The 12,517-nt window shown below is 36.6% G+C and carries 14 protein-coding genes; 12 read left to right on the top strand and 2 right to left on the bottom strand.

Annotated elements, in window-relative coordinates:
• The 12 genes from AC1RNS_RS20785 to AC1RNS_RS20730 form a co-directional block, all read left to right on the top strand.
• The coding region (locus tag AC1RNS_RS20785) for a hypothetical protein (protein ID WP_492995447.1) at window positions 1-191 on the top strand (191 nt) is incomplete at its 5' end.
• Window positions 188-1,102: an S-layer homology domain-containing protein gene (locus AC1RNS_RS20780; RefSeq protein WP_492995445.1), complete on the top strand. Its 915-nt coding sequence runs from the start codon at window positions 188-190 to the stop codon at window positions 1,100-1,102. The genes AC1RNS_RS20785 and AC1RNS_RS20780, both read left to right, overlap by 4 nt.
• 288 nt (window positions 1,103-1,390) lie before the next feature.
• Window positions 1,391-2,209 (top strand): histidine racemase CntK family protein, encoded by an 819-nt coding sequence (locus tag AC1RNS_RS20775; protein ID WP_492995443.1) that lies wholly within the window; start codon window positions 1,391-1,393, stop codon window positions 2,207-2,209.
• A 24-nt stretch (window positions 2,210-2,233) separates the two neighbouring features.
• Complete coding sequence (locus AC1RNS_RS20770; RefSeq protein WP_492995442.1) at window positions 2,234-3,034, top strand: SAM-dependent methyltransferase; 801 nt, start codon at window positions 2,234-2,236, stop codon at window positions 3,032-3,034.
• Window positions 3,035-3,051: 17 nt separating this feature from the next.
• The gene (locus AC1RNS_RS20765; protein ID WP_492995440.1) at window positions 3,052-4,341 is read left to right on the top strand and encodes an opine metallophore biosynthesis dehydrogenase; all 1,290 of its coding nucleotides are present in this window, start codon (window positions 3,052-3,054) and stop codon (window positions 4,339-4,341) included.
• Between the two features lie 47 nt (window positions 4,342-4,388).
• Window positions 4,389-5,978, top strand: a complete 1,590-nt coding sequence (cntA, locus tag AC1RNS_RS20760) for a staphylopine-dependent metal ABC transporter substrate-binding lipoprotein (protein ID WP_492995438.1) — start codon at window positions 4,389-4,391, stop codon at window positions 5,976-5,978.
• Window positions 5,979-6,026: 48 nt separating this feature from the next.
• Window positions 6,027-6,965 (top strand): nickel/cobalt ABC transporter permease, encoded by a 939-nt coding sequence (opp1B, locus tag AC1RNS_RS20755; protein WP_492995437.1) that lies wholly within the window; start codon window positions 6,027-6,029, stop codon window positions 6,963-6,965.
• Window positions 6,962-7,849 carry a staphylopine uptake ABC transporter permease subunit CntC gene (gene cntC / locus AC1RNS_RS20750; RefSeq protein ID WP_492995436.1) on the top strand — a complete coding sequence of 296 codons (888 nt, stop codon included), beginning with the start codon at window positions 6,962-6,964 and terminating at the stop codon, window positions 7,847-7,849. The genes opp1B and cntC overlap by 4 nt, the downstream gene beginning before the upstream one ends.
• Window positions 7,850-7,852: 3 nt before the next feature.
• Window positions 7,853-8,674 (top strand): staphylopine uptake ABC transporter ATP-binding protein CntD, encoded by an 822-nt coding sequence (cntD, locus tag AC1RNS_RS20745; protein WP_492995435.1) that lies wholly within the window; start codon window positions 7,853-7,855, stop codon window positions 8,672-8,674.
• Window positions 8,658-9,407, top strand: coding sequence for an ABC transporter ATP-binding protein (locus AC1RNS_RS20740; RefSeq protein ID WP_492995434.1), 750 nt, complete (start codon window positions 8,658-8,660; stop codon window positions 9,405-9,407). The genes cntD and AC1RNS_RS20740 overlap by 17 nt, the downstream gene beginning before the upstream one ends.
• A 32-nt stretch (window positions 9,408-9,439) precedes the next feature.
• Window positions 9,440-10,609, top strand: a complete 1,170-nt coding sequence (gene cntE, locus AC1RNS_RS20735; protein ID WP_492995453.1) for a staphylopine family metallophore export MFS transporter CntE — start codon at window positions 9,440-9,442, stop codon at window positions 10,607-10,609.
• Window positions 10,610-10,849: 240 nt separating this feature from the next.
• Entirely contained in the window at window positions 10,850-11,485 is a 636-nt protein-coding gene (locus AC1RNS_RS20730; RefSeq protein ID WP_492995432.1) for a 50S ribosomal protein L25/general stress protein Ctc, read from the top strand.
• A gap of 46 nt (window positions 11,486-11,531) precedes the next feature.
• On the opposite strand, the gene AC1RNS_RS20725 is transcribed toward AC1RNS_RS20730, so the two are convergent.
• Window positions 11,532-12,128: a DUF2812 domain-containing protein gene (locus AC1RNS_RS20725; RefSeq protein WP_492995430.1), complete on the bottom strand. Its 597-nt coding sequence runs from the start codon at window positions 12,126-12,128 to the stop codon at window positions 11,532-11,534.
• An 8-nt stretch (window positions 12,129-12,136) separates the two neighbouring features.
• Window positions 12,137-12,424, bottom strand: coding sequence for a PadR family transcriptional regulator (locus AC1RNS_RS20720; protein ID WP_492995452.1), 288 nt, complete (start codon window positions 12,422-12,424; stop codon window positions 12,137-12,139).
• Between the last annotated feature and the right edge of the window lie 93 nt (window positions 12,425-12,517).

Genomic DNA, 12,517 nt, shown 5'->3' with positions numbered 1-12,517 from the left:
AATTGAACCGCCGTATACGGAACCGTACGTACGGTGGTGTGAGAGGTCGGGAGTTAATCACTCCCTCCTACTCGATTGGAAAATTTCTAGGACTAGAGAGCTTAGTGGAGTATATGCTAAAAATACTATATTTTTACAAAGTGTATTCCAGTATGATAGTTTTAGATGAAAAGAAAGGAGCAGCAATATGAAAGGAAAAATTCGAGCGGGAGTACTAGCTGGCATACTAAGTATTTCATTGGCAACTCCTTTGCAAGCGCATGCTTATCAAGAGCCCACGGATTATGTACATATGAAAACATCAAATATGATCGTTTACTCTGCCTATGGTGCCAAAATTAATGCCTCTGAAAAGGGCGATACGTTTAGTATTAAAGCGACTATCGTCAATAACCGTCAGCCTCTAGAAATTGAAATTTTCAAAAATGGACAGGATGGGATTTTAAAACAAGTAGCTAAAAAAGGGGTAATGGAGCCTGTTGCGTATCGAGACTTAGGCGATCGCGTGGTTGCCATAATTCATAATAGTGCAGAATTAAAATTTGTAAATCCACAGCCAATTTACTTTCGAGATATAGATAATTCAGAGTATAGTACGTATATTTCTACATTAGCGGAACGGGGTATTGTCCAAGGAAGAACAGCAGATCATTTTGGCGTAAATGATTCTTTAACACGTGCTCAGTTTAGTGCATTACTAGCCCGTGCCTTCAGCTTTCAACCAGTTCAAGCAACCCAATTTAAAGATATTGATGCCAAGAAATCCTGGTATGGGGGCTATGTTGGTGCATTACATTCTTTAGGAATTATCAAAGGAAAATCTCAAAATTTATTTGATCCTAATGGGAAAATAACACGACAGCAAGCAATACTAATGGTTGGTCGAACATTGGATGCAGTTGATTTTGTTCAAGAAGAATTTGTGTCTTTACCTTATCAAGATAGCTTTAATCTACAAGAGGAAGCATTGCACCATACACAAACCTTATATGCAATTGGAGCGTTAAACGACCATATGAATTTATTACCAAATCAAACGATTACACGAGGAGAATTTGCTAAAATGCTAGCGGTATCATTAGAAGCTGCTGGAAGAATGTAATAGTAACAGTAAGTCGAGGACATTATGTCTCTCGACTTTTTTTATTTGCTTTTATCAATAAATGTGATTAATTGCTCTGCAAAAAGCACAGAATCAATTTGAATTTGCTCCTATGCGGTTGAAGTATATGCTGATTGCTTTTCAAAGATAAGTTTTTCAAAATTTGTTATTTCATCTATTGACAACCATAAAAAATATGGTAAATTAAAAAACATGAATGATAATAGTAATCATTACGATTAATGTTGTTTTTCTAAATATGGGTGAAATATTGAGAAGGAGTTTATTATGTTACAGGAAGTTGAATTTATAAAAATGAACCCTACAGAAAATATGACTGTATTAATAAAAACACCTCATGCTATTGCAGATTACACAAAAATTGCGACCAAAATAATGTCTTATAGCAATGTCCATGCTGAACAGGTTGGCTTTATATGTGAATCAGCACATGATGATGTACATGCAAGGCTCTGCATGTCAGGTGGGGAGTTTTGTGGAAATGCTTGTATGGCACTAGCTTGTTTACTCGCATCAGAGCAGCCAAGTATAAAAAATGTTGTACTGGAGTCCTCCGGGATGGAGGATTTAGTTATTTGTACTGTTGAAAAAAATGCTCAGCAATTTGAATGCCAAGTAACTATGCCTGTGCCTGATAAAATTTGGAGCAGAAAGCTTCCTTTTGGAGAAATCAATCTGGAAACAATTTTTATTAAATATAACTGCTTTCTTCACATTATTGTCAAAGTAATTGCCTTTGATAATGCTGTAAAGGAAAATGCAGAGAGTCTAGCTAAATTATTGGGCAGCGCAATGGATGAACAACTAATCGGTATATTATTGTACAAAGAAGAAACTGCCGAATTAAAGCCTCTCATTTTTGTACCAGCTTTAGATAGCATGGTTTGGGAAAGTGGATGTGGCTCAGGAACAGCATCTATCGGTTATTTTTTAGCATGGAAAAACAGGGCTAAGATTATGACCAATGTGAAGCAGCCAGGAGGCATTATTCAAGTTTTTGCTAATTACACAGAGACATCAAAGTATGCACATATTAAGGGTGTTGTTGAAATAGTAGCAAAGGGAACAGCATATATTGAACTTTAATTCCAAAGCATAGGAGTGAAGTATGTGAAGGTTGCACAATCTTTTTTAGGAAAACTACATGACTTTGATAATAAATTTCAGCTCTTGATTAATCAAAGCAATCAGCATCAAGCGGAGAATAATATAGAGCTACGAGAAATAATCGATGACTATTCTTCGTTTATTACGAATCCTGATCATGAAAAATATTGGCTTCATTTAGATTCATCAACTGAAATAGTAACGTTAATCGAGAAACTAAGAGCAAACTCCTCTGTTTGTGTGAAACTTATGGAAAAATATCGTGCTTTAAAATTATTGCATGAAAATGAGGAAATCGCTGACTATTTTCGTAATATTGAAGACAGTATTGAAAAGGAATTTGGCGGCTTTCAAATTACCAATCAATCCAAAGTGTTATTAGTGGGGTCTGGCGCTTTTCCTATGACCTTATTATTGATTGCAGAACGAACAGGTGCCGAAGTCTTTGGCATTGATATTGATGATGAAGCCATTCAATTGGGTAGACAGGTAGTACATAAATTAGGAAAGCATTTACCGATTCAAATTGACAATAAGCCTGTAGAGGACCTCGCAGCTATTCAACAAATTAGCCATATTATATTTAGCTCAACCGTTAGCTGCAAATATGACATATTAGAACAATTATATGATGTCACAAAACAGGATGTAATCGTTGCTATGCGATATGGAGATGGATTAAAGTCTCTTTTTAATTATCCAATGAGAACGGTAGACGCAACAAAATGGCAATTAGTAGAGCAAATTATGCACCCTCAAAGTGTATTCGATATTGCTTTGTATCAAAAAGCTCAATCAATTTGATAGATAGGGAGAAGGGTATGACTTATTTTAAAAGGGTTTTACTGTTAGGAACAGGGCCGACAGCTATTCAATTAGCTGTCAATCTTAAGAATTATTTAAATAGTAAAGTAGCTATAGCTGGCCGAGAGTCTTTACGCTCCAATATGTTCTATGAGGCTGTAATCCAACAGCAGCTTGCAATTAAAGTACATATACAAAATCCACAGCATCAATCTGTCGCGGGAGAATGTATGCTCGATGATCTTTTTAAGGGATATCATACAATTTCAGGGGATTGGGATACGGTTGTCCTAAGTGTCACTACTGATGCTTATATGGACGTATTATCACAAATTGATAGCCAAGTATTGAAGAAGGTCAAATGCTTTCTTTTAATTTCACCAACATTTGGCTCTAATCATTTAATTAGGAATTATTTAAAGCAAATTTCTTCTTGTGCTGAGGTGATTAGCTTTTCAACCTATTATGGGGATACAAGATGGCTACAGGATGTACCTTCAAATGAGGTGATAACAACAGGGGTAAAGAAAACCATTTACATTGGCTCCGATGGGGCGAAAATGGATCGCTTGGCAAAGCTAAGTGAACTATTTTATCAGCTAGGTATTGAATTAAAAGTTTTAGCAACACCGTTAGAGGCAGAAACAAGAAATATCTCTTTATATGTACATCCTGCCTTGTTTATGAATGATTTTTCATTAAAGGCTATATTTGACGAACAAACAATAACGAAGTATGTTTATAAGCTTTATCCTGAGGGGCCTATTACATATACAATGATTCGCCATTTATTAAATTATTGGAAAGAAATGATGGAGATTGTGAAGCAGGTCAATATTCAACCTCTGAATCTATTAAAGTTCATGGTAGACGATAACTATCCATTACAATCTGCTAGTATTGCTCGACAAGATATAGAAAATTTCAGCAAGCTTGAGTCTATTCATCAAGAGTATCTGCTCTATATTCGATATGCTTCTTTATTAATAGATCCATTTTCTAAACCCACTCAAGAGGGAAAATATTTTGATTTTTCAGCAGTTCCTCTTAGAAGGATTTTTATGAATCATCAGGGTGAATGGGATATTCCTAGAATGCCCAAAGAAGATTACTACCGTGTGAAAATTATTCAGGGAATTGCTAAGGCACTAAGGCTGGAAAGTCCAACAATTGATTTATTCATACAGACTTATGAAGAAAAACTGCAACAAATGGTCGCTTCATCTCAGAACAGATCATACTCAGAGGCCTTTCAAGTAAAATCTTTTTCACAAGATATCGAGATGATATGCAAGGAATTAACATAAAAAGTTAATAAAATACAAATTGAATGCACTATAAGGAGCGAACGGCATTGGTTAAAAGAATACAAACAATTATAGCAATGATTTTTACACTATTCATACTAGTGGCATGTTCAACAACTACAGAAAAAAGTGAGTTGAAAAAAGATGAGCTTGTGTATGCCACTGTAAAGGACATTAATGACATGAACCCTCATTTATACCCTGGCTCCATGTCAGCCCAGGGCATGGTTTATGAATCGTTAGTAGAAAATACGGAGGACGGCATTAAACCATTGCTTGCTGAATCCTGGGATATTTCGAAGGATGGGACAATCTATATCTTCCATTTAAGAAAAGATGTTGTCTTTCATGATGGAGAGCCGTTTAATGCGGATGCTGTCAAACAAAATATTGAGGCCGTTCAGCGAAATAAGGAAAAGCATGCATGGATTAAATTATCAACAAAAATTTTGAATGTAGAGGCTGTTGATGAATGGACTGTACGTTTAACGCTTTCTGAGGCATATTATCCAACATTAGTGGAATTATCCATGACACGTCCATATGTGTTCCTCTCGCCAAAAGATTTTAAAAATGGGGAAACAAAAGATGGTGTACAAGGTTTTCATGGCACAGGACCTTATCAGCTAATGGAGCATAAGGTAGATCAATATGCTGTGTTTGAGGCAAATGAAAAATATTGGGCGGGATCACCGAAGTTAAAAAAAATTACAGCGAAAGTTTTGCCTGCGGGAGAAACAACACTACTAGCCCTGCAAAAAGGGGAAGTGAATTTTGCCTTTACGGATGATCGAGGTGCGGACAGTATTCATATTGAAGGCATGAACAAGCTAGTACAGACAGGTGATTATCAACTTGTTAGAAGTAAACAAATGAATACAAAAATGATTGTGGCTAACAGCAGTAAAATGGATAATCCCGTTAGTGATAAGAGTGTTCGGGAGGCTATTTGGTACGCCATTGATCGCGAAACAATTAGCCGTGATATTTTCGAAGAGGCAGAAACACCAGCAAATTCACTTTTTTCCACAAATATTAATTATGCAGGTATTCCATTACAACAACGAAATTATGATGCTGTAAAAGCGAATGATTTATTAGAAAAAGCCGGATGGACAAGGAGTACTGAGGGAGCAGTACGAGAGAAAAATGGCAAGAAATTAATGATACAACTTTTTTACGATAGTAATTCATCGTCTCAAAAGGCACAGGGAGAGTATATGCAACACGCATTGAAAGGCATTGGCATCGATTTAGAATTAATTGGGGAGGAATCCACTTCCATCGCCAATCGAAGAACAACAGGAGAGTATGATTTATTATTCAATCAAACATGGGGCTTAGCCTATGATCCGCAAAGTACTGTGGCTGCTTTTACGGCTTCTTATAAACATGCAACACAGGGAATTGCAAATGCCAATCAATTCTATCAAAAAATTGAGGATGTTTTAGTTTCAAGAGAGGAAGACCAGCGCAGGGCATTATACAAGGATATTTTGACAACTGTACATGAGGAAGCAATCTTCATTCCTCTTACGAATGGCAATGTAACGGTAGTTGCTCCTAAGCAATTACAGGGTATTTCGTTTAAGCAGACGCAATACGAATTACCATTTGAACAAATGTATTTTCAATAGTTTAGCAAATGAAATTAGACCATTTGCTAAATTTACAGGAGGTTTTTGATGGGAGCTTATATTTTTAAGAGGATGCTTATCACGATTCCCATGCTTATTGCTGTATCATTTATAACCTTTCTATTAGTTAGTTTTTCTCCCATAGAGCCTGCTGAGATTGTGTTACAGGCTCAAGAGGTTCCTGTCATCACGGAGGAATTACTGCATCAAACGAATGAAGAGCTTGGATTTAATAAGCCATTTCTTACGCAATACTTAAATTGGCTGAAGGAAAGTCTGCGTTTTGATTTTGGTGATTCCTATGTGAAAAATGAATCAGTTATGAACCTTATCCAGCCCGCTTTTAGTAATACATTAAAATTGACGATTGCCTCCTCAATTTTTATTGTGATTTTTTCTATAGTATTCGGCGTAATTTGCGCCCTCCATGAAAGACAGGTTGTTGATCGAACATTAAGTGCGATTTTGATGTTATTGACGGCTATACCATCCTATGGGTTAGGTGCTTTATTTATTATACTGTTTTCCGTCAAACTCAATCTTCTACCAACTAGTGGAATGGAGGATGGACTCAAAAGCTATGTTTTACCTGTTATCGTATTAGCTTTAGGCTATATTGGCATTTATTTCAGAACAATTCGTAGTGCGATGCTTAATCAAATACAGGAGGATTATGTACTTTATGATCGCGCATGTGGTCTTTCAGAGGGAAAAATTACTTGGCATATTTTACGTAATTCACTACAGGTAGCGGTATCGATATTTTGTATGGCGATTCCGTTAATTTTAGGAGGAACAGTAGTGATTGAAAATATTTTTGCCTGGCCTGGATTGGGGAGCTTAAGTTTAAATGCCATTCTAAGCAGAGATTATCCAGTAATCCAAGCATACGTTTTGATTGTAACTGCTACATTTGTTGTTTTTAACATGCTTGCAGATATGATAAATGTCACGTTGAATCCTCGTCTAAGGAGTGGTGATAAGTGATAACTATAAAAAGTTTAAGCAAAGATAAAGTCGGTTTATGTTCCTTGTTTTTTATAGTGCTTGTCATGCTAGTCGGTTTGTTAGCACCAATGTTAGCACCACATGATCCATTGGCTGTTAGGATGGAGCTTCGTTATGCACCACCTTCCTGGGAGTACTTATTTGGAAACGATCATTTAGGTAGAGATATTTTTTCAAGAATTCTATATGGAATACGACCAAGTGTATTGTGGGTATTTGTTGCTTTAATTATTTCTACTTCATTAGGGGCATTGCTTGGCTTTTTATCGGGTTATTTTAGAGGGAATGTAGATGCATTGGTGATGAGGATCTGTGATGTGATGCTGTCCTTTCCTACATATGTTATTACCATAGCTATTGTAGCTATTTTAGGTGTGGGTTTAGAAAATATTCTGATTGCTTTTATCATCATTAAATGGGCATGGTTTACTCGTATTATCAGAACGTCTGTATTGCAGTATGTGGAGATGGATTATGTAAAATATGCCCGTACTATTGGCATGTCCCCATTCTATATCATCTATAAACATATTCTACCATTAAGTTTTTCAGATATAGCAGTTGTAGCAAGCAGCTCAATGAGTTCAATGATGCTGCAAATATCCGGCCTATCTTTTTTAGGATTAGGTATGAAGGCCCCACATGCAGAGTGGGGGATGATGTTAAGTGAAGCAAGGGAGGTTATGTTTACCCGTCCAGAATTAATGATTGCTCCTGGTGTTGCCATAGTAAGTGTAGTGTTAGCCTTTAATTTTTTAGCAGATTCTTTACAGGTTGCACTTAATCCAAAACTTCGACAACCTGAAAAACGAAAAAGAAATAAATTACAAATTATGCTACTTAAAAGAGAGGTGGCGAAATAGGCAATGGTTGTATTAGAGGTAAAGCAGTTAAGAGTATGGGATGAATACACAGGGCATGTCATTGTTCATAACACCTCTTTTAAGCTAGAAAGTGGGAAATGCCTTGCCATTGTTGGCGAGAGTGGAAGTGGCAAATCCCTTACTTGTCGAGCTATTATGCGACTTACTAAAAAATCATTCCGACAATCAGGTGAAATATATTTAACTGATGTTGCATTACATGAGTTATCTGAGCAAAACATGCGGAAAAAAAGAGGAAAACATTTATATATGATCCTTCAAAATGGGATGACAGCATTTGATCCTTCTAGCAAGATAAAGGTACAGTTAATGGAAATATTAAAAACTCATTTTGATTGGAATGAGCAGGTAATGGAGCAAAAGTTGACGCAAGCTATGGAGAGTGTCAATTTGAAAAATGCCAAAAAAAGTTTAAATTGTTACCCACATCAGCTATCAGGTGGAATGCTTCAGCGAATAATGATTGCCTTAGCATTAGTGCTAGAGCCAGATGTCATCATTGCAGATGAACCTACTACTGCATTAGATACAATTTCACAGTTTGAGGTAATAAATCAACTATTACAGCTTCGCCAATCAATGAAAAGTGCTATTATTTTTGTTTCCCATGATCTAGGAATCGTTCGCAAAATTGCTGATGAGGTGATTGTGATGAAGGACGGAGAGGTTGTCGAACAGGGGAGTGTAGAGAGGATTTTTACGAATCCATCCCATGACTACACGAAATTCTTGATGTCCACTCGGGAGGTCTTAAGTACCAAATTTAAAGAAATCATGGAGAAGAGCGATGCAGTTAAACGTTGAAGATGTCTACAAGTCATACGGGGCAAAGGGTTTTTTCAAAGGTAGCCGCCAACAAACCATACTTGAAAATATTAATCTAACATGTAGGCAGGGAGAATGCCTAGGGATTATTGGGGAGAGTGGGAGTGGCAAATCAACACTTGGGCGATTATTAACGGGTATTGAAAAGCCTGATAGCGGTACTATTACAATCGCTGGAAAAGATATTTTTAATAGGCAACAGCGTTTTGGCAATATTAGTGTTGTTTTTCAGGATTACCGTTCCTCCATCAATCCATTTTTTTCTGTAGAAGCAGCTATTTTAGAGCCTTTAAAAGCAACTGAAAAGAAAGGAAATCTGGATATCTTTATAGATGAATTACTTGTAAAGGTTGGACTGTCGCCACAATACAGAAGTAAATACCCTCATGAATTATCAGGTGGTGAGGTTCAACGAGTATGTATAGCAAGAGCAATTTCTACTGAACCCAGTTATATTTTATTAGACGAAGCTGTTAGTTCATTGGATGTCACAATACAACTACAAATTCTAGATTTACTAATAGCGTTAAAAGATAATTATGGTATGGGCTATATCTTTATTACACATGATCTCCAAGTGGCAGCCTATATTTGTGATCGAATGATGATTTTTAAGGATGGGCAAATACAAGAAACACTCGATACAGAAGACTTATCTCAGGTAAAATCCATTTATGCTAAAAAGCTATTACAACATCATATATCCTTTTAAGGAAATTCTAATAATAAGGGGGGAGGAGGATGTTGAAGGGTGCTATGTCATGGCCTTTTATACGACTGTATGTACTCGTAGTACTTTATTTTAGTGCTAACTCTATTTTAAATGTATTTATTCCATTACAGGGTGAGGCACTTGGCGCTAGCAATACGACAATAGGTGTTGTGATGGGTGCCTATTTATTTACAACAATGCTTTTTCGACCCTGGGCAGGGCAATTAATTGATCAATATGGTCCAATAAAGGTTTTACATATTATTTTACTAGTCAATGGCTTAGCTTTAATTCTGTATACAGTGACAGGTTTAGGCGGATATCTGATAGCTCGCATTTTGCAGGGGATATCAACAGCCTTCTTTTCAATGGCTTTACAAATTGGTATTATTGATGCTTTACCTGAGAAAGATCGATCCCAGGGAATTTCATTATATTCATTATTTTCATATATTCCGGGTATCATCGGGCCTCTGTTAGCGTTGGGAATTTGGCAACAAGGAATGAATACATTTACGATCGTTATGGTGACAATTGCTATTGTCACAGGAATCGTTGGTTTTAGCTCTAAAATAGAAGGAAAAGAAGTACTCACATCAAAAGAAAATATAAGAAAGATAAGTGTTTTTCATTCATTTAAAGAATTAGTGAATAATCGAATTTTCTTGAAATGTAGCATCATTATGCTTGTGTCTTCCATTGTCTTTGGGGCAGTTACGACATTTATTCCTTTATATGCACAGCAAATTAACAATGGTAGTGCGGGAATTTATTTGATGCTGCAGGCAACAGTAGTGGTACTGGCACGCTTAACCTTGAAAAAATATATTCCTTCAGATGGAAAATGGCATAATTCTTTTATGATACTTGCTATGATTATTTTAGCTTGTGCTGCAGGGGCTGTAAGTTTTGCTATAGAGGGCGGGGTTCTTTTCTTTTATGTAGGCTCAATTTTAATGGGTCTAGCACAGGCCATTGTCTATCCAACACTGACTACCTATTTAAGCTTTGTTTTAGACAAAGATAATCGGAATATGCTATTAGGTTTATTTATTGCCATGGCAGATTTAGGTGTTTCGCTCGGTAGTGTGATGATGGGACCAATTGCAGATGCTTTATCGTTTTCCTATATGTATGGTATATGTGCATGTTTAGGTTTACTCATGATATTGATTTCATTTGAAAAGAGAGCAACTTATTGAAAATAGTAATGAGCACTATTTTCATAGATTGTTTTTTCCTATTTGGCGGGCGTTTGTACGCTTCAAAATAAAACCCCAGAGGCTGTCTATGGATTTTTGGAGAGCGGAGCTTTTCGAGCGAGCTCAAAAAAATCTGGACGTAATACGCTGAGGCATAATTGATATGTCTAAAGGTATAAAAATCATAACAACAGGTAAACCTTTTATGAGACTAGTTTCCATGAAAGGGGAAATTGACGTATGACTACAGTTTTAACAGCAATTAAACGTGAAAAAGGGCATCGCTCATCATTAACGCAGCTTAGACAGAACGGTGCTATTCCAGGTGTTGTCTATGGCTATCAGATGGAGTCAACAGCCATCTCAGTGGATGCTAGAGCATTTGCCAAAATACTAGCTACGTTCGGAAATAAAAGTGTCTTTCAATTAGATATGGATGGCAGGCAGATCAATGCAGTATTAACAGAAGTGCAACGTTGTGCGCTTAAGGGCAATGTAAAGCATGTGGATTTTAAATCCATCAATATGTCTGAGGAGCTAGAGGTAGATATTCCAGTGACAGTGGTTGGTCATGCAGTAGGAGTTGCAGATGGAGGATTCCTTTTACAGTCTAATCGTGAGGTACGTATAAAGGTGAAGCCGACAGAAATTCCTGAATCAATAGAGGTAGATGTCACTAGTTTAGCTATTGGGACTTCCCTCTATGTCGGAGATATCCGTCAGCAGTTTTCCTTTGATATCTTACAGGAGGATGATTATACATTAGTGACAATCACACCACCTGCTGCTGAAAATGTACAGGAAGATGATACAGTGGACGACACACCTGAAGTGATAGAAGCAACTGGCCAAAATACTGCTGAGCCAAAAGAATAGAGCAAGAGAGGAGCCATCTTACATGTAGTAAGTGGCTCCTTGCTGTTTATTGTATAAACTGCTGTATAGATTTACGATAACCGAAATACATGACTAGGTACATAGCGAAAGCTGCTAAAAATAGCCATGGTGGGATAAAACGCATGAGGGCAAAGGGTGTTTCAAATAAAAAAGCAAAAAGGAAAGCAGAACCTTCTTTATCCCATAAACCTGGGGTAAAATAAGCATCTTTTATATGGAGAAACTTGGAGAAATTGTCGTTATTATAAAAAATCATAAACCATATAAAAGAGAGGATCGCCCAATTGCTGGAATGCTTCATTAATCGTTTATATTTAGCAATTTGGGAATCATTATCAGAAAATAATTGGTCATTGCCATCTTTTCTTTTTAACCAGTAATAAGTACCATCGTATGATTTTTCTTTTAATGCTTGCCAGCCAAAATCCTCATATAACTGCTTATAGTTAGTTTGGTCTTCTTTCCGAAGATCCTGTTGACAATCAATGCGGATAACTTGTTCAAGATCAGCTGTACTTTTAAATGTATAAAAACCAACAGAATTGATTTTTGTACAAACCCATCCTTTGGACAGCATATGATTTAACCATTGCTCTTCCTTATCGATATCAAAAAAGATCAAAAAAGATTTTAAACTTTTTCAAATCCATCAGCTCCCTCATATAAAGATAAAATTCGCTGCAATCTTTGTTGCTCGGCTGCTAATATTTTTAGTCCCTCAGCCGTTGTTTGGTAAACCTTGCGTCTTGTGTCCTGAGTCTCAACGGGCGAAATCCAATGATATTTCAATAAATTTTCAATTGCTCCGTACATAGTGCCAGCAGCAATTCTTACACTACCAGCACTCATTTCCTCGATTTTTTGCATCATTGCATAGCCATGTAACGGTTCCCGTAAGGCGAGTAGAATATAATGCATGGTTTCAGATAAAGGCAGTAATTTATGTTTTTTCACTAGTTCACCTCATATACAGTTCGACTATATAGTTTGATTATATATAGTCGAACTGTA

It is taken from the genome of Lysinibacillus sp. GW821-FHT14F06 (genome assembly GCF_058803665.1).
The sequence above is the reverse complement of the archived record's forward strand: the minus strand, read 5'-3'. Positions and strand labels throughout refer to the sequence as shown.